Origin of the sequence: Clostridium oryzae (genome assembly GCF_002029235.1) — a bacterium.
GTDB lineage: Bacteria > Bacillota > Clostridia > Clostridiales > Clostridiaceae > Clostridium_AE > Clostridium_AE oryzae.
The window spans coordinates 1-21,208 of record NZ_MZGV01000066.1 but is presented as its reverse complement, the minus strand read 5'-3'; the positions used below and the strand labels follow the sequence as shown (position 1 = coordinate 21,208).

General features: G+C 32.5%; 16 protein-coding genes. 11 read left to right on the top strand and 5 right to left on the bottom strand.

The features are described 5' to 3' along the window. The first annotated feature begins 595 nt into the window (after positions 1-595). Positions 596-2,245, top strand: a complete 1,650-nt coding sequence (locus CLORY_RS19045; protein ID WP_079427474.1) for a YcdB/YcdC domain-containing protein — start codon at positions 596-598, stop codon at positions 2,243-2,245. A gap of 141 nt (positions 2,246-2,386) precedes the next feature. On the opposite strand, the gene CLORY_RS19040 is transcribed toward CLORY_RS19045, so the two are convergent. Next, positions 2,387-3,112, bottom strand: coding sequence for a GntR family transcriptional regulator (locus CLORY_RS19040; protein ID WP_079427472.1), 726 nt, complete (start codon positions 3,110-3,112; stop codon positions 2,387-2,389). 235 nt (positions 3,113-3,347) lie between these two features. On the opposite strand from CLORY_RS19040, the gene CLORY_RS19035 reads away from it, so the two are divergent. The 4 genes from CLORY_RS19035 to CLORY_RS19020 are packed head-to-tail and all read left to right on the top strand — an operon-like array spanning position 3,348 to position 8,080. Continuing rightward, on the top strand, positions 3,348-4,895 hold the full coding sequence (locus CLORY_RS19035) for an amidohydrolase family protein (protein ID WP_169911689.1): 1,548 nt from the start codon (positions 3,348-3,350) through the stop codon (positions 4,893-4,895). 14 nt (positions 4,896-4,909) lie between these two features. Next, the gene (locus CLORY_RS19030; RefSeq protein WP_169911688.1) at positions 4,910-6,163 is read left to right on the top strand and encodes an MFS transporter; all 1,254 of its coding nucleotides are present in this window, start codon (positions 4,910-4,912) and stop codon (positions 6,161-6,163) included. A 12-nt stretch (positions 6,164-6,175) separates the two neighbouring features. Further along, the gene (locus tag CLORY_RS19025; protein ID WP_242954455.1) at positions 6,176-7,159 is read left to right on the top strand and encodes an SIS domain-containing protein; all 984 of its coding nucleotides are present in this window, start codon (positions 6,176-6,178) and stop codon (positions 7,157-7,159) included. 54 nt (positions 7,160-7,213) lie between these two features. Continuing rightward, positions 7,214-8,080 (top strand): PfkB family carbohydrate kinase, encoded by an 867-nt coding sequence (locus CLORY_RS19020; protein WP_079427465.1) that lies wholly within the window; start codon positions 7,214-7,216, stop codon positions 8,078-8,080. A 266-nt stretch (positions 8,081-8,346) separates the two neighbouring features. Here CLORY_RS19020 and CLORY_RS19015 read toward each other — a convergent pair whose 3' ends face one another. Continuing rightward, positions 8,347-10,305, bottom strand: coding sequence for an oxidoreductase (locus tag CLORY_RS19015; protein WP_169911687.1), 1,959 nt, complete (start codon positions 10,303-10,305; stop codon positions 8,347-8,349). 456 nt (positions 10,306-10,761) lie between these two features. On the opposite strand from CLORY_RS19015, the gene CLORY_RS19010 reads away from it, so the two are divergent. Continuing rightward, the gene (locus CLORY_RS19010) at positions 10,762-11,355 is read left to right on the top strand and encodes a TetR/AcrR family transcriptional regulator (RefSeq protein WP_079427460.1); all 594 of its coding nucleotides are present in this window, start codon (positions 10,762-10,764) and stop codon (positions 11,353-11,355) included. Positions 11,356-11,403: 48 nt separating this feature from the next. Here the strand turns inward: CLORY_RS19010 and CLORY_RS19005 are convergent, their stop codons facing one another. Beyond that, positions 11,404-12,552 carry a methyl-accepting chemotaxis protein gene (locus tag CLORY_RS19005; protein WP_079427458.1) on the bottom strand — a complete coding sequence of 383 codons (1,149 nt, stop codon included), beginning with the start codon at positions 12,550-12,552 and terminating at the stop codon, positions 11,404-11,406. A gap of 331 nt (positions 12,553-12,883) precedes the next feature. Then, positions 12,884-13,771 carry an AraC family transcriptional regulator gene (locus CLORY_RS19000; protein ID WP_079427456.1) on the bottom strand — a complete coding sequence of 296 codons (888 nt, stop codon included), beginning with the start codon at positions 13,769-13,771 and terminating at the stop codon, positions 12,884-12,886. A 215-nt stretch (positions 13,772-13,986) separates the two neighbouring features. Here CLORY_RS19000 and CLORY_RS24280 point away from each other — a divergent pair, with 215 nt between their 5' ends. From CLORY_RS24280 to CLORY_RS18990, 3 genes are all read left to right on the top strand, one after another. Further along, positions 13,987-14,754, top strand: a complete 768-nt coding sequence (locus CLORY_RS24280; protein ID WP_423236532.1) for an alpha-amylase family glycosyl hydrolase — start codon at positions 13,987-13,989, stop codon at positions 14,752-14,754. Positions 14,755-14,772: 18 nt separating this feature from the next. After that, entirely contained in the window at positions 14,773-15,543 is a 771-nt protein-coding gene (locus CLORY_RS24275) for an alpha-amylase family glycosyl hydrolase (protein ID WP_423236531.1), read from the top strand. A 160-nt stretch (positions 15,544-15,703) separates the two neighbouring features. Continuing rightward, positions 15,704-16,789 (top strand): VanZ family protein, encoded by a 1,086-nt coding sequence (locus tag CLORY_RS18990; RefSeq protein WP_079427454.1) that lies wholly within the window; start codon positions 15,704-15,706, stop codon positions 16,787-16,789. 125 nt (positions 16,790-16,914) lie between these two features. Here CLORY_RS18990 and CLORY_RS18985 read toward each other — a convergent pair whose 3' ends face one another. After that, positions 16,915-17,511 (bottom strand): DeoR/GlpR family DNA-binding transcription regulator, encoded by a 597-nt coding sequence (locus tag CLORY_RS18985; RefSeq protein WP_169911686.1) that lies wholly within the window; start codon positions 17,509-17,511, stop codon positions 16,915-16,917. A gap of 364 nt (positions 17,512-17,875) precedes the next feature. On the opposite strand from CLORY_RS18985, the gene CLORY_RS18980 reads away from it, so the two are divergent. Both CLORY_RS18980 and CLORY_RS18975 read left to right on the top strand, forming a co-directional pair. Further along, a complete protein-coding gene (locus CLORY_RS18980; RefSeq protein WP_079427450.1) occupies positions 17,876-18,949 on the top strand; it encodes an SGNH/GDSL hydrolase family protein in 1,074 nt (357 codons plus the stop codon). A 120-nt stretch (positions 18,950-19,069) separates the two neighbouring features. Beyond that, the gene (locus CLORY_RS18975; RefSeq protein WP_079427448.1) at positions 19,070-20,950 is read left to right on the top strand and encodes an ABC transporter substrate-binding protein; all 1,881 of its coding nucleotides are present in this window, start codon (positions 19,070-19,072) and stop codon (positions 20,948-20,950) included. Positions 20,951-21,208 lie beyond the last annotated feature (258 nt).

Sequence of the window (21,208 nt, the reverse complement as noted above, 5' to 3'; positions counted from 1 at the left end):
ATTGGACAACTATACTCTTTTCTTATGGCAATATATTGATAAATATATCTAATATTCATGTTTATATAATTTGTGGTTACTGCATTACTTTTTTTAAACAATGTTTTCCATTCTCTGAACACCAGTGAGGAATTTATGATTTTTTCAAATTGTAGATAACTTTTGATTAATATTAAGATACACCACTAAATAAAGAAATGGTAATATATTCTGAAGTTAGTGAATTAAGATAGAAAGATAATAGAATTAATAAAATAAAAGTATTATGTAAAAATTAAGAGTTAGGGCATTAAAAATGGTTACATCCGACGGAGGCATTTGGAGTGAGTTTAGCAATTATCCGTGTCTTTTAGGCAAATTTCCGTTAAGATGGCGAATTGTTTGAGGCGCAGCCGAGTTATGAGCCATTAGGAAATTTGACTAAAAGATGCGGTGTAATTGCTTAATGAACGTAACCGACCGACATAGGGTGTAACCATTTTTTACTATGAAACCATGTTATTAGAACTTTAACAAAAATTTTACCGTATTTATAAGTGCATGATACATGCCTTGGTATCAGATAAAAAAATTTATTATACGAGGAGAGGTCAGAATGATAAAAAAAAGACTACTAGGATTAATAACTGGTGTAACTGTAATGACTATAGCTTTGGGCATAATAAAAGAAAATATTGTTTATGCTAAGGGCATACGAGTTAAAGGATATAATACTGCAGTCCAAAAGAGTTCCTATAAAACCGCAATTAGTAAGGAAAAGGCACTGCAAATTATGAAAGATGCTTTAAAAGAATATTTTGGGTATAATCTCAAAGAAGAAGACTTTGAAATGAACTGTAAGCTAGAAGATGGATATTGGGATGGAAGTCATGTCTGGAGTATAGTTTTTAGAAAGGATCAAAAGGAAGTTCATTATGATATAGCAGCAGATATAGAGTCAGATACGGGTGATATATTGTATCTAAGAAATTACCATGGAAATAATTTTAATAAAGCAGTTTCAAAAGCTGAAGCTATAGAAGATGCAAATCAGTTTATGCAAAAATTCTTCCCGGACAAAGAGAAGGTAAGTAAACTAGTAAACTATAAGACTTCTTTTAAAAATGATATTGATAATTATATTTTTACTTTTGGAAGAATGGAAAATGGAGTTTTCAGCCAAGACCATTATATAATTGTAGAAGAGGATAGGAGCACGGGAAAGGTTATAAGCTTTAAAAAAGTTTGGAATGAAAATGACAAGATTCCTGACAGTTCAAAAGTAATATCACAGGACAAATCGAAAGAAGTTTTTAATAATAACATAAATTTTCAACTAGAGTATATTCCGTTTAAGGGTAATAAAACAAAATTAGTATATGGAACTGAGGACATTCCTAATTATTATGTTGATGGTAATACGGGAAAATTTGTTGATTTAAATAACTATGGGAACTTAGCCACTATTACAAAAGATTTATCTGAAAGTGAAAAAACAGAATGGTACAAAAAAGCTGGTGAAGTTAAGAATAACAAGAAAGTTATTAGTTCTGAAACTGCTAAAAAAGTTATAGAAAAATATGTTAAGCAGCTTTACGGCACAGGCTATAAAATAGCTGGATTAAAATATCAAAACAATAAGGGACAATATTATGGTACCGGTAATGGGGTGTGGAGAGCTGACTTCTACAAAAAATCAAAAAAGGAGATTCAAAGCAGTAATAACTATATAAAGATAGATGCAATAAATGAAGAGATAATAGATACATTTAGTGACAAAGAAAAACTTACTTCCTCAGTGAAGTTAAACTATGATGCAGCATATAGAAAAGCTCTAAATCTTGTGGCGAAATACTATCCGGATAAAGTAAAATATATTGAAACAAAACAGAAGGACACTGAACGTAAAGATAAGAATACAAGCAGTTATTATCAGTTTAATTTCCTCAGAAGTGTTAATAATATCCCTTATACTGATAATGGTATTGCTATTTGTATTGATAAAAATACAGGAGTTCCAGTAGGCTTATCAGAGAGATGGAATAAAAATAACAAGTTTACGGATGTAACAGAAATAAAAAATGAGGGTAATATAGAAGCTATGGTATTAAAGCACTATGCTCCTACATTGACCTATAGCAGTGAATATAACAATGGAGAACTTTTCTACAAACTTAATAATTTAGACGATGAAAACTATTATCCATATGTTGATGCTTTTACCGGTAAAATATTAAACGATACAGGAAAGGATATTTCTAAATAATTAAAGAAGTGCTTGTACAATTAAAAATTATATTAGTTGCAAGCTATTAATATTATATAAAAATGAGCTGAGTTTATTCCTAGCTCATTATTTTTTCACAACATAGTAAAAAAGTAAAGGAAGTCTTATACATCATAGTTACTAAATTATATCATAACAAAAACGATATCTTGAACCAACAATGAATTGCCTGCCTACATGAATAAGTTTACCTGAAGTATCATACATTTCTGTGCATAGTAAAAACAATGGTTCACCTAAAGGAACATTAAGCAGTTTGCTATTTTTTGAATCAGCTTTAACAACGTCAATATATGAATTCTTTGAAGTGCCGATTTGAATATCATATTTATTTTCTAATAGATTATATAAAGAACCATTTAACTCTTCTGTGAGCAAAAAATAGTATCTGTCATAAGGATAATAATTGTTTTCACACATGATAGGGATATTATCAGCTAAACGAATTCTCTGTATATATATAGCTTGCTCGTCATTAAACAATCCTGTATTTTGGACTTCATGACTGTGAGCAGCTAAAACTTCTCTTTTAGTAACATAGCATGAAGGTTTCATATTATTTGAAATACATGCATCAGAAAAGCTGATGGTATGTTCAATTTTTCTTAATAGTTTTTTCTCTTGAACAAAAGTTCCTTTACCTTGTTTTTTTGTGAGAATTCCTTCTTTAACAAGATCTTCTATGGCCCGTCTTATAGTGATTCTACTAATCCCATAAACTGAGTTTAGTTCCAACTCAGTAGGTATTTTTTGACCTTGCGTGTATATTCCATTTCTAATTTGATTTTTTATTTCTTCTTTTAGTTGTTCAAAAAGAGGAATTGTACTTGATGGATTAAGTTTCATATTATCAACCTCCCATAACTGTCAAATTTAGCATACCATATGTTATATAACGTTTCAAGACCTTTGTACTATATGTTTTTTTAAAATGACAAAAAATTATAAAAATACAAGCCTTAATATACACAATATATCGTTTACGAAGCGTGTAATTAAAAAAAATATAAAAATGTAAACGATATATTGAATATAACGTTATATGATGATATAATACGATTAAGAAAGGGGGATTAAAGAATTGATAAAAGCGAATATAATATTAAAATCATCTAGTATTTTTACTGCAGTTAATTATAAAAAAATATCCGGTTATGTTGTTATAAGTGGAAGTGACATAGTTGGCGTATTTGAAGGAGATGTTAAGCAAGAATTAATAGGATCAGAAACTCGTCTATATGATTTGGGCGATAGAACCATTTGTCCTGGATTTTGTGATACACATACATTTTTCCCTGGATATGTAATTGAACATTTGGGAAGAAACTATGAAAGCGTATGTAATGTTCATGATCTGGAAGAAATGCTTAGGTATGAGTTGAAAAATAATTCATGTGGGGAAGCAGTATTCGGAAATCATTTACCAGAAAAATTTTTGAATAACACTGAAGTTGAAAAGTTACTTGAAAACTTATTCCCAGAGAAACCAGTTGTACTATTCAAAGCAGGGCATGGTACATGTGTAATGAATAATGCAGCAAGAAATGCATTTGGCTTCACACCTCAAAAATGTAATGCAGAAGCACTGCATAAAATAATGAGTATTTATTTAAACGATAGAAATTTTATAGATAATGAATTTATTGAGTATATGAAAATGCTGAATTCAAGAGGTGTGACATCCGTCAAAGAGATGGGATTTGATGATTACTACGGCTTTACAAATGTTTTGAAGGACTTTGACAATAATGATAAGTTATCAGTACGAATATCTTTCATGTCTCAGCCGGTTGCAGAAAAAACTAACATTTCCTACGGACAGAAGATGCGCAAGGTTTTTCAATCAGAATTTGTGCAATTTGCTGGATATAATCAAATGACGGATGGTTTGATTTTGGGAATGGAAGGTCATTTGATGGAACCCTATGAGGGTACAGAAATTTATTGTAAGAAGGAAATTGATTATGAACAGCTTGAAAGAGAAGTACTTGAAGCTGATTATAATGATTTTAGATTTACATTACACTCGGAAGGAGATGGGGCATTTCATCAGATATTGAAGATTTACGATAAATGCAAAAAAGTCAATGGAAAACTTAAAAACAGACATGGAATTACAGACCTTGAACTTACGAAACCAGAGGACGAAAAGAAGATGGCCGGTTTAGGTGTATTTGGTGAAATCTATACTCAGATATATAAGTATGATACATATGATAATTGGGTTAAAGATTATGAGAATATGATTGGGCATGAGAGAAGATGCCGATATTTGAATTATCGTTCGCTTATTGACAATGGTGTAAAGCTTGCAGCTGCAACAGACTTACCACTTCTATTACCTAGTGTTCCTGAAGCCATCTATTATGGTTGTGCAAACTACTGTAAAGATAAAGAGAGACAAATCAACATTGAAAATACTATATCTATAGATCAAATGTTATGTGCATGGACTATTAATGCACAATATGCAGTTGAAAGGGAAGGTATATTAGGTACGATAGAAGCAGGCAAAAGAGCTGATCTTGTGATTTTTGACAGAAATATTTTTGATACACCAATGGAAAAGATCTTGGAAACAGAAGTGGAAATGACAATAGTTAATGGAAAAACCGTATATAAAAAATAATGGGGGAACAAATTATGGGACAGGGAGAAAAAAAAATAAGTTTAAGATTATTTGCTATGCTGTTTATTCTTGGTTTTGTTAATGCAGTTATGTATACGTTTCCATATGTGCGTTATGTATTCTATGATCAGCAAATTGCAGCTATGAATATAACAAATACTCAATCAGGGTATTTAATGTCAATATATTCAATATCTATGATGATATCAATGATACCTGGAGGAATCTTAGCTGATAAGTTTTCAGTTAAAAAATCATTGACATGTTCAATATTAGGATCGGTTGTTATTATTGTAATCTACGCATTAACGATGAATTTTGCTGTTGCATGTCTGCTTTGGTTCTTGGTTGGATTAACTACGAATTTTGTATTCTGGTGTGCAATCACAAAAGCAGTAGGTATGGTTGGTAGCGTTGAACAGCAGGGAATTTGCTATGGTATTTACTACGCATCATCAGGAATTATTTCAGCAATACTTAATGCTGTTTGTTTATGGGCAAGTTCATTTTCAAAGAAACCAGCACAGTCATTTATTATAGCAATATGGGTAATGGCAATAGGAACATTATTAGCTGCATTGTTAGTTATATTATTTTTTAAGGAGAAAGAAGGAAATTTTACTGCCGATGAAGAGAACAGATTTAAAATTACTTATGTTAAAGACGTATTAAAAAACCCTATTACTTGGTTAATGTCGATAATGATCATGAGCGCATATGGTCTGTATACAAGCGTATCTTATTTTTCTCCATATCTAAAGGATGTAATGGGGATTTCACTTGTAAGTTCTTCTTTGATAAGTATTGTAAGAAGTAACTTAATGAATCTGTTGTGTCCTGTGGGCGGATTAATTATTGATAAAATATTTAAGTCAGCAACAAAATGGTATGTCTGTGCATTTGGTATTACTTGTGCAATATATGTTTTAGTTATGACAATCCCAAGTTCAATTAATCCTAGTTTAGCAACATTCATTTCATTGCTGCCAAGTGCAATTGCTATGATGTTATACGGTGTAATTTGGTCATGCCTAAAGGAATGCAAGTTTAAACCAATGTACACAGGAACTGTAATTGGAATTGCTTCTATTATAGGATACCTTCCAGACTTCTTCTATTATGTTATATTCGGAAAATGGATGGACCTATATGGAAATGCAGCATATAAAATGATTTTTGGATATTTATTGGGAACAGCAATAATAGGTATGATTGCTGCAATACTTATCCATAGAATTTCACACAAAAAATTAAGCAAAGAGATTTAGGAGGCATAATAAATGAAAGTATCAGAATTTAATGTAACAAATATGGTTGATGACATTCAGAAACAGAATGGAAAAATTGAGGATGTTTATTTTGTAGCTTGCGGAGGATCTTTGATCGATTTATATTCGAGTGAATATTTTGTAAAAAGAGAATCAAAGTCCATGCACTCAGCGTGGATTCCAAGTAAGGAATTTGTGTTAACTCCACCAGCCCATTTAGGAAAGAACAGTCTTGTCTTTGTCTGCTCACATGGCGGAAATACAAAAGAAACGGTAGAGGCAGCAGATGTTGCTTATGAAACAGGGGCATATGTTATCACATACACTCACAATCCACAGAGTAAATGTGCTAATTCAAAATATCATTCGATTGTATATGCTTGGGAAAGTGATACACCTCAGGAAGAAAAACCAATGTGTCTTACATATGCTATTCTTAATGAATTGATTCATAGACAAGAACCGGAATATTTACTATATGATTCAATGAAAGATGGCATTGAGAAAATTGATAAAATAATTCGTAAAGCTGTTAATGATACAACAAATAAGGCTTGGGTGTTTTCAGAAAAGTATTATAATGAGCCGTTCTTATATATTATGTCATCTGGGGCAGCGTATGCACAGTCTTATGGATTTGCAATATGTTCCCTTCAGGAGATGCAGTGGATGGATTGCTGCTATATCAATTCTGCTGAATATTTCCATGGACCTTTTGAAGTTACAGATGAAAATCATCTATATATTTTAATGATGAGCAAAGGAAAGACAAGAGAAATAGATGAAAGAGCATTGAGGTTCCTACAAAAATATGGAAAGAAATATGAAGTCATTGATGCTGAGAATTGTGGATTAGAAACAATAGAGGAGAATTGTGTAGATTACTTTAATGCACCGCTATTTTATGAAATGAGTGTTCTTTATAGAACTGCGATTGAAAATAAAACGAGGCATCCGCTTAGCATGAGAAGGTATATGGGAGTTGTAGAATACTAAAAATGTTGATGGCTAACTTTATTAGGTTAGTCATCATTTAAAAGGAGAATAATTATGGAATATGATGTAAGCGTTGTTGGGTTTGGCGATAATGTAGTAGATATTTACGTACATAAAAATACACAGTATCCAGGAGGAAATTGTGTAAATTTCGCTGTATACGCAAAAATGTTTGGTGTAAGAAGAAGTGCCTACATGGGATATTTTGGTATAAATAAAGATGCTGATCATGTTATCAGTATATTAGATAATTTAAATATTGAAATGGTTAAGTGCAAACAAATTGAGGGAGAGAATGGGTATTCTAGATGTACATTAAAGGATGGTGAAAGAGTATTTCTAGATTATAATGAAGGTGGAGTTAGAAGTAAACATATTTATAATCTGGATAGATTTGATTTAGAGTATTTAAAGGAATTTGACTTAATTCATTGCGGAAATTATTGCTATATGGAAAGCCAGTTACCCAAAATACACAATGCTGGATTAAAATTGTCTTTTGATTTTTCTGATGATTCAACAGAACAGTACTATTCTGAAATTGCACCATTGGTAAATTATGCATTTTGTTCATTTGACGGTTCTGATGAAGAAGTAAAGCAACATTTAACAAAAATAGCATCTTATGGACCAGAAATTGCATGTGCGTCAAGAGGAAAAAAAGGATGTATAATTTATGATGGAAACAAGTTCTATGAGCAGAGTGCTAAACCAATCGAAAAAGTTGTGGATACAATGGGAGCTGGAGATTCACTTATAACTACATTTATGGTTGGTTATATAGACAGAATAAAAAAAGGGATTGATAAAGAAAAAGCAATTAAAGAAAGCATTGAAAAGGCAGCTGAATTTGCAGCAACAGTTTGTCAGATGGAAGGTGCTTTTGGATATGGTTGTAGGGTTTTAATACCTAGAGATTAATAAAGGATAGCAAAAATGTGGCTATTTTGAAGTGGAGTGATGGAAGTAGGTGTTTTGAGCCAACGAGGTCACTCTGCTTTTGAAAATAAAAATTCTATATACATTCTGGTATTTATAGTATCCTAGGGTCGAACCTATTTAGCAGTGATATTTTAGAAGCTACAATATAAGAACTTTATAGCATTTTATAAAGTCTGTATCTTAAATTATTATGCAAATTAAGATACAGACTTTGTTTTGAGGTTAGGTATATTGATTAAATTTTATTATAAATTAATAGCTGTTTCACGGCCTTCTTCGATTGCAGTCATAATCTTTCGAGGTTGTTTTGCATCGCCGATTATGTGAATTGGTATATTCAGAACTTCTAATTCTTCAGCAAGTGCATTATTAGGATCCGTTCCCATTGCAACCACAATAGTATCGATACCGTTCAGCGTTTCTTCATTCGCATCCTTAATATAACTTATACTGCTTTCTGTGATTGAAGATACTTTTGCACTGGTAACGACAGTTATCGGTTTATGAGAAATTCTTGTCATTAGAAAATCTCTATTAGCTGTATAATCAGTGGAGTCGATATTGTCTTGCATTTCAATTATTGTGATTTTTCTTCCGCCGATTGCGCGATAATTGTGATGATCAGACATAAAATCAGCAACTTCACAGCCTACGGAACCACCGCCTATAATTGCTACATTTAGTCCAGGATGCTTTTTGCCTTTGAATATATCCCATGCAGAGATAACGTTTGGATGAACAGATTCAGCAATCCATGCAGGCATCTTAACTTGACCTCCTGTTGCAAGGATGATTTCATCGGGGTTTAAGGCTTTTATAGTTTCAATGGTTGCTTCTGTATTTAAACGAACATCAACATCCGTTTTCTTTAATTCATGAATAAGATACTTTAATCCAAGCGAAAGTTCCTGTTTAACTGGAGGATAGCTTGCGATAATAAATTGTCCGCCAAGTATATTGAATTTTTCAAGGAGAGTAACCTTATGACCACGTTTTGCTGCAGTTGTAGCCGCTTCAATACCTGCGGGACCTCCGCCGATTACAACAACGTTCTTCTTAATCGGGGCTTCTTTAATGTCAGCAAGTTTTTGATTGGCAACGGCAGGATTCATAGTACAGTGCATAAATATGCCAGCAGCTGATGTGGCTAAACAAGTTAAGCAGCCTACGCATGGACGAATATCATCAAAATTGTTTTCAAATGATTTCTTAACGAATTCAGGATCGCATATAAGAGCCCTACCAATATATGCAATGTCAAGTCTTCCTTGTTCGATTAACATATCTGCAACCCATGGTTCTTTGATTCTGCCGACACAACCTATAGGAATTTTTACAGCCTTCTTGATGATATCAGTATAAATTGTATTTAATGCTTTTGGAGTACCTGTTGGTGGAAGCAAAGTTCCTACATCATACAAAGTACCATTGGAAAAATGTATGTAGTCAACACTTGCTTTTTCTAGGAGCCTTGCTATATAGCAAGTATCATAGACATCATTTCCGCCTTCTTCACGTTCATCAGCAGATAAACGAACACTTATTGGAAAGTCCTGCCCAACTGTTTCACGTATAGTTTCAACAACTTCTATTAAAAAACGCGCTCTGCCATTGATATCGCCGCCATATTCGTCTGTTCTGTGGTTTACTAATGGAGAAAGGAAAGAACCTAACAGTGCATGACCGTGTGCACAATGAATCTCGATAGCATCACATCCTGCTATTTGTGCGCGCTTTGCAGCAGCTGCATATTTGTTTATATAATGTTTAATATCTTCATGAGTCATTTCTATTGGTGTTTCTAAAGGATTCCACACATGAGCTATTGGAGAAGAACTCAGTGGCATTCTTCCGCCATTTATTTGAGAATTGGCAAATGGGCCGCCTTGAATCAGTTGAACGGAAAGTTTAGTTCCATACTGATGAAGAGAGTCTGCAAGTTTCTTAAATCCTTCAATTTGGGAATCGTCAAATATGCCTAGAATAGTAGAATCGTAAAGATGATCTCCATCGACTTCAGCTGCTTCTGTAGTGACTAACCCAATACCTCCTCGTGCCATCTTGCCATAGTATTCGATGATTTCATCACTCATCTTATGATTTTCATAGATATAATTTGTTTTCATCGGAGGTAAGAATACACGGTTTTTTACCGTCATACCTCTAAATGTAATTGGGGAAGCAAGATACTGATATTTGTTCATAATAACCCTCCTTAATATGTTTATAAGATGTTTTATCATTAAAAAGTTTTTTATAGTACACTTTTGGTGTCATTTGTGGAAGCATGTACTATTTTATTGATGTAAAAGTAAGGCCAAATATATTCAAGTGCGGCTGTAAAGCTCTCAAGATATAATTATAATCAACGTCAATAAACCGATTATATTTTATAATGACAAAGATTATCTTTATAATATTTACATAAAAGTCACGCAATATATCATTATGTTTCTTTTAATACTATGGGTTTATTATTTCGTACCGCGGTATTAAAATTATAGTAGCACTCTCCTATTTCTTTGTCAATATTTACATACTACGATAAAGGTTTATAATACTCCCTGAGGTTATAACCATGTTTATTAAGTAAAATTAATTATTGTCTTCTTTTAATGTTTTGTGGTAAACTTCTAATTATTGAAGGAGAGGGGATATCTATGGCAGCTGAAAAAGAACAAACCAAGGAGAAGATAATTAATGTTGCTTACAAGTTATTTATTAAGCAAGGATATGATAATGTTACTATTAATGATATTTGTAAGACATGCGGCATAGTAAAAAGTACATTTTATTATCATTTAAAGTCTAAAGAAGATATTATAGCGGATCTATTTGGGAATATATGCGAATTATTATATAATAACGTAGAAAATTTAATGAATGCAGAAAACTATTGGGAACAGTTATGGAAATGCTTTGAAGTTATTATTAAATTTTCAGTTGACATAGGGTACGATTTGAATGGGCAAAGTCTTAAAATCAACATCAATAAGGATATCGGAACTTACAATATAAAAGAATCCTTGACGCGAATAGCTGTTCCAATTATTAAAAGGGCTCAAGAAGCCGGTGAGATACGAAATCAAAGTCCTGCTGAAGAATTGTATCGTGCTTCTATTTTTACAATATATGGTTATGATGTTATGTGGTGTATAAAAAAGGGCTCCTTTGATAAATTGGATTATACCAAAAGAGCTCTTGAAAACATATATGATGTAGCTCCTGAACTTCGAGGAAAAACTAGTAAATAAGGAAGTTTGTTTAAGTACACATCAGAGATCAAAATAATGTTTTAGAAATTATAGGCTATCTGCCATATTGATAAGTTCTTCTGATGTAGAAACTATTTCTTCTATGCTGCTTGCAACTTCCTCTGTGGATGCTGCCTGCTCTTGACTGGAATCAAGTGAGCTTTGACTCTTTGTATTTGATTCAGTAACCTTTCTTTTAATTTCGCCCGTTAATTTACTGATTTTATCAACTGTGTCTCTAGATTGTTCAGACAATTTTCTAATCTCATTTGCTACAACGCTGAAACCTCTTCCAAATTCTCCTGCTCTTGCTGCTTCAATTGATGCATTTAATCCAAGCATATTAGTTTTATCTGCTATTTGCTTTATAAATCCACTTATATTATTAATTTCTTCTGATAAATTTGTTATTTCTTTTATGTTTGCATTAAGATCATTTTGATTAGCATTTATTTCAGAAGCTGAAGCTGCCAATTCTTCAACTGTAGCAGATATGTTTGTCAAACTGCTTTTAATACTATTTGACATATTGCGCAAATTCAGTTCGATTTCCTTTGGACGTACAATATTTAGAACACCTATAACTTCATTAGTATCTTCGTCAAATACAGGAGCAGATAATCCTCTAATTGGCTTGCCCCATTCATAGGTATCAATTTCGAAATGTTGAGGTGTGCGGGAATTTATAGCCCCGGTACTTACTGGATCAGTAGTGATATCAAATCCGGCGGTCATATTAGGAATATCAAAATTCTTTGAAGCTTGTGTTTGTCTTATATTTGTCAAATCTGACATCGATAAAAATGCTCCTCCTGGAAACATTTCAGTAACAACAGGTGCAAAAGCTTTGAATGCCTTAGCCATATGATTAACCTTGGGAACTACCATGTAATATGCTCCAATTATGTTTTCTTCATTATTAACAATAGGAATAGCAGTAACTATTAGCTTTATTCCATAAACACTTACAGGAATATCTTCTGTAATAGTCTCTTTTTTACTAATTGCATCAGAAATTGTATTGATTTTCTCAATTTTTTCTCCGACATTAAAACTTTCAACATTAAATGAGTCTGAAGATATCTGCCAGGTAATGACATCGCCTTCAGTTACGCCGAATATACCTTCTTTAACAATAGAATTAATCTGTGTTTCAGCTAAACTTTTTAAATAGTCAAGCCCGTTTACTGAAATCATTTTATCACTCCTTAAATAATCTGTTTAGTAAAATTATATTTTTAATTATATAGTAAGTAATCCCATAGTAATAATATAACATAAAATAGAAAATTATAAAATTAATAACGTTAATTAGTAATTAATGTATTTATAGAAATTATGTATATGTTTATAATATTTTCTCACTGGAGGAGAAATTAAGTTTGTAATACGAGTCTGTTTTATTTACGATAAGACTGAAGAATGTTTAAAATACTTAGGTGGCTTAACAGTTGAATATTTATTATTGTGACGGTTATGGCAACTGCTGGAGGCATATCATTAATGGTGAAAAGATAAATCATCTATATTAATACTGTATATTATGATTTTCGCATCTATATTTAGAAGGAGTACAACCAGTGATTGCTTTAAACCTCAATATAAAGTAGCTGAAATTTTCAAAACCTGTAGAAAAAGCTATATCCATAATTGTCATATCAGTACTGATTAACATACTTATAGCTTTTTCTATTCTTACGTAATTTACATATTCTACAAAAGTTTTATTAAAGTTTGCTTTAAAGAATTTGCAGAAGTATTTTGGAGCCATATTGAAGGCTTTAGATATATCATTTAGAGATATTTTATTTGTATGGTGCTCTTCGATGTAGGAAACTATCTCCTTTAATATGGTTACTTTATTATTAATGTTTTTAATTTTTGAGTCTGCACACCTTATTATCAAATTATTTTCTATAAGCAGATAAATAATCTGGAGTAAGGTTGTTTTTGTGCCAAATTGATATGCAGTTGTTTTATTGTCGTTTACAAAGATAATGAAATCTAATAACTTACACATTTCTTTACTTATCTCAATAGTATTTTTTAATTTATTTATAAACAATGCTTGTTTATTATACAAAGGTTGTATGTACGCACTTTCTACAAAGTCATACATGCTAAAGGACAGATATTCCATGGGAAATAAAAAGGCGTAATACAGTGTAGAAGTATCCTCTACATACATTTCGTGGAGCTCTTCTTTATTAATGAAAAAGATATCTCCCGGTTCACCAATATATTTATTGTTGTTGATATTTATATAAAGAGAACCATTCATTACATATATTATTTCAATTTCTTCATGCCAATGGTGTGAAACAAACATTTTAGCATTTTCATCATGCATTTTATATATATTAAAATGATATAGTGGAGTTCCATGTACTTTATTTTCTCTTAAATCGCTGTTCATAAAGTTTCCCTTCTACTGATACGTATATTTATTACCACATATTTATAATATAAGATTTTTTTAAAATATAAAAGTGAATATTGTATTATTTGTTGTGTATATTTTGCAAGTAAACGTAAACACACATAGGATATACTATTATTACGAAATACAGAATCATATTGTTCATTATTCGACGAATATTTTTACTATGAAAATTAGAAGGAGGCGTTATTATGCCAGCTTGGCTTGACAATGCAGTGTTCTACGAAATTTATCCACAAAGTTTTATGGATACGAATTCTGATGGTATCGGTGATATTCGAGGTATCATTAAAAAATTAGATTATATTAAGGAATTAGGATGTAATGCAATATGGCTGAATCCTTGTTTTACATCTCCTTTTGCAGATGCAGGTTATGATGTGTCAGATTATTATACAATTGCACCTAGGTATGGAACTAATGATGATATAAAGGAGCTTTTTGAAAAGGTTCACGAGAAACGTATGCATATTATTCTTGATTTAGTGCCAGGGCACACTTCGACTGAGCATTATTGGTTTAAAGAATCTATGAAGGCAAGTGAAAATAAATATACACATAGATACATATGGACAGATAACATATGGAAGGATTTTAAAGATGTAACGAGTATTGCTGGCTGCATAAGAGGAATTTCTGATAGAAACGGTAGTTGTGCAGTTAACTTCTTCTCAACTCAGCCTGCGTTAAATTATGGATTTGCTAACCCTAAGGAGCCGTGGCAATTTTCTGTTGATTCCCAAGAGGCTATTGGAACAAGGGAAGCAATGAAAGATGTGATGCGTTTTTGGCTAAAAATGGGCTGCGATGGTTTTCGTGTAGACATGGCTGGATCTTTAGTAAAAAACGATGAGGGCAGCAAAGAAACCATTAAGTTATGGCAAAACTTTAGAAGTTTTATGGACAAAGAATTTCCAGAGGCTGCTTTGATTTCAGAATGGGGAGAACCTGATAAGTAATTAAAGGGAGGTTTCCATATGGATTTTCTACTGCCTTTTGGTTCTTGTCATTATATGGATTTATTCCGTGCTGAGAATCCATACTTTTCAAAAGAAGGAAAAGGAGATATATCTAAGTTTGCTAAAGGATATTTAGAAAATTATGCTTCGACTAATGGAAAAGGACTGATTTGTATACCTTCCGGCAATCATGATATAGAAAGAATTTCACAGAAACTAGATGCTGAAGAACTTAAAGTTGCTTTTGCTTTTATTATGTCAATGCCAGGAGCTCCGTTTATTTATTATGGAGATGAAATAGGAATGAACTATGTTGAGGGTCTTACGTCTGTTGAAGGTGGTTATCACAGAACTGGTTCGAGAACACCGATGCAATGGAATAACGATATCAATGATGGATTTTCTAATGCTAAATCCGAGCAGCTTTATATTAAACAGGATTCTTCCAGTGATAGACCAACAGTAAAGAGGCAGCAGGAGGATGAGAACTCACTATGGAAAGAGGTTCAGAAACTGATTAAATTAAGAATGGGTCACGAGCCGCTTTGCTCAAATGCTTCTATAGAGATATTGTATGCAGAAGAGAATGCTTATCCTTTTGTATATAGGAGAACAGGTAGAACTGGTAGTATCCTTGTGGTATTAAATCCTTCTGAATTTGAGGCAACCTGTGATATACCTGTAGCTAATGGAGAGAGCATTATCTATTTTTATAATGCTCCTGCTGCTTTAGACAATGGGAAACTTACAGTTCCTCCATGTTCAGCGACTTTTATTAAAGTAAAATAATTATTTTTAAGTGCAGGGATAACACCTGCACTTTGTTTTTTGGACGAACTGATTCCGACAATAAGAATGTTACTATCCTTAAGCATATTATTTATTACAGATAAACTTTTTGACTTTATTAATAGTAATATGTTCCGATAATCATTTTGGAGGTGCATAGATGTCAGAGTATATTATTCCAATAAAAATAGCACTGTTAAGTTTTCCCTTCGTTGCTATGCTTTTTACACTGCCTTTTTTAATATATCAATATAGAAAGCATGGGTATATAAATATTTTTAGAGCAGCGGTGCTTTATTCTTTTTTGCTGTATTTAATATCAGCATACTATCTTGTAATATTACCTTTACCTAAAACCACAGATGTACTAAGTTTGCAGAGAGCAGGTACTAAGTATACTCAGTTGATTCCATTTAATTTTATTGCGGATATCCTAAAAGAAACTAAGGTAGATATCTCAAAGCCATTAACTTATCTTCATCTATTTAGAGAACGAGCTTTTCTACAGGTAGCTTTTAACGGCATTTTGCTGCTACCCATAGGTGCATATTTGCATTATTATTTTAAGAGAAATCTTAGGCAAACAATATTAATAGCATTTTGTGTTTCTCTGTTTTTCGAGTTAACTCAGTTAAGCGGATTGTATGGAATTTACAATAGACCTTATAGAATATTTGATGTAGATGATCTAATTATGAATACTTTCGGTGGTTTTTTAGGCTATATACTATCAGCAATACTTATGAAAGTATTGCCTAATGTCAGCAAACTGGATGAGAAGGTTAAGCTTGAGGATATTACTGTAGGTTTTATAAGAAGGTCTTTAGCGTTAGGGTTTGATTGGTCTATATTTATTATAATAGCATTAATTACTCGCGGCTACTTTAAAGCATATATGTTTGTATTTATATATTTTATATTAATCGTTTATTTTACTAACGGTAAAACCTTTGGTAAATGGCTTCTCAGGATAAAAGTTGTTGGAAAAGAAGAAAGATTAAAATTTAGAGAAGTGCTTGTAAGATATGGCGTATTATATTATGCTTTTTTTGGCTCAAACTATCTGATTTTTAGTTGTACAAGAATAGATAAGATAGCTGACAATCTTATTTTCTATTTATTAATATTTATATTGTTTTTGCTGGATTTAGCTGCGTGTTTTCATGTTACTATTCATTTTTTCTCAAAAAACAAAAAATTGCTTCATGACAAGCTAAGCGGCACAATATTAAAAGTAATAAAATAAATTATGATATTAGATAGAAGAATAAATCAAGGGTCTGTTGTATTAAAAGCTGATATGCAACAGACCCTTGAAAATTTAATATAGTTACTTTACATAGAAAGAATCGGCGTTTTGCTTTTGTTACTCTAAATTTCTCTAAGTACAGAAGCTTTTTCCATGCTTCTAACCGTAAAACCACGTTCTATGCTGGCACCTTCAACTTCGATGAACGCCTTTGAAACGAAGAATTTTCTAATGTTCTCATCTGTTAATTTCCCGGATAAAGTCATAGATGCAGGATTCAATTCACCTCCAGGCATAGTGACTTTGATACTGCTATTTGTAGAAAGCTCGTAAGCAATATTAAGATCATTGGTAAGTACTGTTAAGTTTTTTTTATTTATAAGTCCTTTTGCTATACATAAATTGGTTTTTCCAGATGTAAGGATTATGCTGTCATCATCATTAATCATTTGTACGGCAATATTGCTTATTTCAAACCGATCTTCAATATAAGGATCTTCTTTAGTTTCCTCAATCACTGTATCGTCTACCAGCAATTCATCATTTAAATACGCGCCTCCGTGAGTTCTTACAAGAAACTTTTCCCTTTCAAGCTTTTCAAAATCACGTCGGATAGTAACCTCTGATACATCCAGCATTTCGCTTAATTTAGTTACATTTACATGTTTCTTCTCCATCAATATTCTTTTTATGGTTTTAATTCTCTCTGATGCAAACATACAAATACTCCTTCGAATTCGAAACATACAATAATTAGTATGATTTACTTTAAATAATTTAGCTTAAGTAGAAATTAATAATTATAGCTTTCGTTTGACTTGTGAATGTTTATCTATAAATTATATTACAAATAAACAGAATAAACAATATTGTTGTTCTTTTTCATTCATATCCAAAGATTGCATGTATGAATTATTTATTACACAAATATAAAATGTCATAACATAAAAGATATATCTATATAATATCGTAATAGAAATAGATAAATCTATGATATGGAAGTGTATACATGGTGGGCTGTTATTAGCTTGTTAGTATCAAGTTTAGAAACAGTCAAGATATAGGATGGGAAGGTGAGACTACATGGGATTAATAGAAAATGAGAAGCTTGTTGATGCAAACTTAGATAAATTAACCTATAGTGGAAGAATAGATTTTAGTAACGCTGCAGCACCAATATTCATATTTCCTGGAAGCTCGGTATCAATGATATTTACTGGGTCTGTACTTAAGATATTGGTAAAAAACAAACACAGTTTTAATGATAACTATATAGGATACATTTTAGATGGAGTTGAGAAGAAAGTGCTTCTTTCAAATGATAGGCTAGTACAAGAAATAGTGCTAGGAACAAATTTAAAAGAGGACAAACCACATGAAATAACGTTATATAAAAGGCAGGATGGATGCCATGAATTTACATTTTATGGGTTTGTAATATCTAGGGTTGGTACTGTAGTCAAAGCAATTAAAAGGTTCAGACGAAATATGGAGTTTTATGGAGACTCTGCAGCTGCTGGCGAATTGATCGAGGCTAGAAACTGTATGGAAGTACAGCAGGGAAAATGCAATGGACAGTATTCTAATGCTTGGAATTCTTATGCTATGATGACAGCCAAAAACTTAAAGGCTAATGTCAATATTATCGCACAAGCGGGGATATCCCTGCTAGACAATGCTGGATACTTTCATGTACCGCAATGCATTGGTATGGAAAGTGTTTATGACAAGCTTCATTTCAACCCTGATCTTGGAAATGTAACTGATTGGGACTTCGCGCGGTATACCCCACATGTAGTCGTAATCGATATAGGACAAAACGATGCAGTGCCTAAGGACTATATGAAGGAGGATAGGTATAGTGAAAAATCAAAAGTCTGGAAGCGGCGCTATAAAGACTTTGTATTAGATATACGAGCGAAATACCATAATGCATTAATTATAGTTACAACTACGATTATAAACCATCATCCTTCCTGGGATCGCGCGATAGGTGAAGTATGTCAGGATATAAATGACGAAAAAATCATGCATTTCCTGTATTCCAGTAATGGACATGGCTCAGCAGCTTCAATTAGCTTAAGGTGCGCTGAACAGATGTCTTTTGAACTTAGTATGTTTTTAAAAAGTTTAGGATCGGGAATTTGGGAAAACTAGAAATAAAAGAAAGTTTTGAATGATTTGAAAAGGTTGTCATAAAAATTGTACATAGATACTATACTTTAATATCAAAATAACTTGCTTGGATAAATAATATATTTTTAAGGGGGATCTTAAATGAATAAGCGTCTAAAAAAGTTCTGTGTAATTTTGGCTGTAGCTACAATGATTACATCATTGGGCACAGGCTGTGCTAAAAGCAAGACGAAGGATGATTCAAGCAAACCTAATAAAACTACCGTGAATAAAACGAAGGGGAAAACTACGAAGAAGACAGATGATAAAAATTCAACACCTAGAAATGAAACGCTTTACTTTAATGGACAACAGTGGGGTGCAGTTAACGATTGGAATCCTATGTCCAGTAACTCAAACAACGCTATGGGTGTTACTCAAAAGGATTCGTCCAGAACATTAATATATGAAACTCTATACATGTATAACATGCTTGATGGTAAAATGTATCCATTATTAGCAGATGGAGATCCTGTGTGGAATTCTAATCGTACGCAGCTAACAGTTAAGATTAATAAAGATGCCAAATGGAGTGACGGAACTCCAGTTACAGCACAGGATGTGGCTTATACCTTTGATACGAATGTTAAGTATAAAAGTGCAGGTGGCTCTGACTATGCACAATACATCAAGAGTGTAAAAGCTACAGATGATTCAACTGTTGTGTTTACAGCAGTGCTAAATAGTAAAGGACAAGCCAAAAATCCATTAAAGGTTGAAGAATACCTTCCAAGACAGTATGTAATGCAGAAGGCATATCTCCAAAAAGTTGAAGAGAGAGATAATCATAATGCTAACAAAATAAAGACTGACAAGATGGAAGATCTAGTTGCATCAGGACCATATAAACCTTATATAGCTAACGACCAGAAAGTTGTATTTCAAAGGGATGATAATTACTGGGGAAAGGCAAGCTCTATGTGGGGTAAACTTCCAGTGCCTAAGTATATTGCACATAATATATTCAAAGATAACGCTGCAGGTGATACAGCCTTCAAGAATGGTGAAGTTGATGTTTCACAGCAATTTATAAGCGATGTACAAAGTATGATGTCAGGCGGAAAGGTATCTACTTATTTACCGGAGTCACCGTATTATGTAGCAGCTACAATGCCAACTGCGTGGTACAATTTAAAGAAAACAGGTCTTAATAATGTTACAATACGTAAAGCTATAGCAATGGCAGTTGATTATGATCAAATTATTAAGACTGCTATGAGTGGATATTCACCGTCCTTTAAGGATGTCCCAAGAAGCTTAATGAATCCAACAAATGCTGAGCAGAGCTTGTTAGATAAGTCTTCCTTAAAGAAATATCAGTGGACTGGAAATGACATCGCTGGTGCAAAGAAACTCTTGGATAAAGCTGGCATCAAGGATACAAACGGTGATGGAATTCGTGAATATAAGGGCAAAAAGCTTTCATTTAAAGCTGAATGTCCTCAAGGATGGTCAGATTGGAACGCTTCACTTGAAATTGTAGCAGCTGCAGGAAAGAAGATCGGCATCGATATTCAAACCTATTTCCCAGATGCTAACACTTTCTACGATGATTTATCAAACAAGCATTTTGATATAGCAATGTGGAGTCCATCAGGAGCAGGTATCTCTAACCCATGGACACGTGCATTTGGTATATTGTCAAGTTCATATAACAAGATGAAGACTCAGATGATAGGAAACTTCAGCGGATTTGCAGATAAGAGAGCCGACCAATTACTAGAGTTAATTCCTCATGAGACAGACCAGGCAAAGCTTAAATCTTATTACACAGAATTAACTAAGATTTATTTAACTCAGGTACCTTCATTCTCATTAATGTATAGACCAGAAGTATTTTATACAGTCAATGAAAGTATATGGACTAATTTCCCACAGCAAGGTTCTAAGTCAGATAAAGGTGTTGAAATACCTCCATATGATCTAACAGATGGCTATGGTATTGCGGGGTTGTATTCACTTAAATTAGTAAATGGCAAATAGTTTATAAATAAACTTAGCCATGTTTTCATAGTATCATGCGGAAAACATGGCTAGTTTTAATTAGTCGGGGGCATAACTTTAAATGTGTCCTCTTTCATTTAAAAGAAAGATATAAAATATTAACTAAATATGAGCAATCTGGTAATATGTCAAGATAGTTTTTTTAAATGTTTCGATATGTTTTTCTTAAAAAAGGGTGCAAGAAATAAACATTCGGATTTTTTAATAAAAAATCGAATGTCAGTTCGTCTCGATATG

Coding starts and splice junctions, on each gene's coding strand:
- CLORY_RS19045 (WP_079427474.1), top strand. CDS start 596: ATGATAAAAAAAAGACTACTAGGATTAATAACTGGTGTAACTGTAATG.
- CLORY_RS19040 (WP_079427472.1), bottom strand. CDS start 3,112: ATGAAACTTAATCCATCAAGTACAATTCCTCTTTTTGAACAACTAAAA.
- CLORY_RS19030 (WP_169911688.1), top strand. CDS start 4,910: ATGGGACAGGGAGAAAAAAAAATAAGTTTAAGATTATTTGCTATGCTG.
- CLORY_RS19025 (WP_242954455.1), top strand. CDS start 6,176: ATGAAAGTATCAGAATTTAATGTAACAAATATGGTTGATGACATTCAG.
- CLORY_RS19020 (WP_079427465.1), top strand. CDS start 7,214: ATGGAATATGATGTAAGCGTTGTTGGGTTTGGCGATAATGTAGTAGAT.
- CLORY_RS19015 (WP_169911687.1), bottom strand. CDS start 10,305: ATGAACAAATATCAGTATCTTGCTTCCCCAATTACATTTAGAGGTATG.
- CLORY_RS19010 (WP_079427460.1), top strand. CDS start 10,762: ATGGCAGCTGAAAAAGAACAAACCAAGGAGAAGATAATTAATGTTGCT.
- CLORY_RS19005 (WP_079427458.1), bottom strand. CDS start 12,552: ATGATTTCAGTAAACGGGCTTGACTATTTAAAAAGTTTAGCTGAAACA.
- CLORY_RS19000 (WP_079427456.1), bottom strand. CDS start 13,771: ATGAACAGCGATTTAAGAGAAAATAAAGTACATGGAACTCCACTATAT.
- CLORY_RS24280 (WP_423236532.1), top strand. CDS start 13,987: ATGCCAGCTTGGCTTGACAATGCAGTGTTCTACGAAATTTATCCACAA.
- CLORY_RS24275 (WP_423236531.1), top strand. CDS start 14,773: ATGGATTTTCTACTGCCTTTTGGTTCTTGTCATTATATGGATTTATTC.
- CLORY_RS18990 (WP_079427454.1), top strand. CDS start 15,704: ATGTCAGAGTATATTATTCCAATAAAAATAGCACTGTTAAGTTTTCCC.
- CLORY_RS18985 (WP_169911686.1), bottom strand. CDS start 17,511: ATGTTTGCATCAGAGAGAATTAAAACCATAAAAAGAATATTGATGGAG.
- CLORY_RS18980 (WP_079427450.1), top strand. CDS start 17,876: ATGGGATTAATAGAAAATGAGAAGCTTGTTGATGCAAACTTAGATAAA.
- CLORY_RS18975 (WP_079427448.1), top strand. CDS start 19,070: ATGAATAAGCGTCTAAAAAAGTTCTGTGTAATTTTGGCTGTAGCTACA.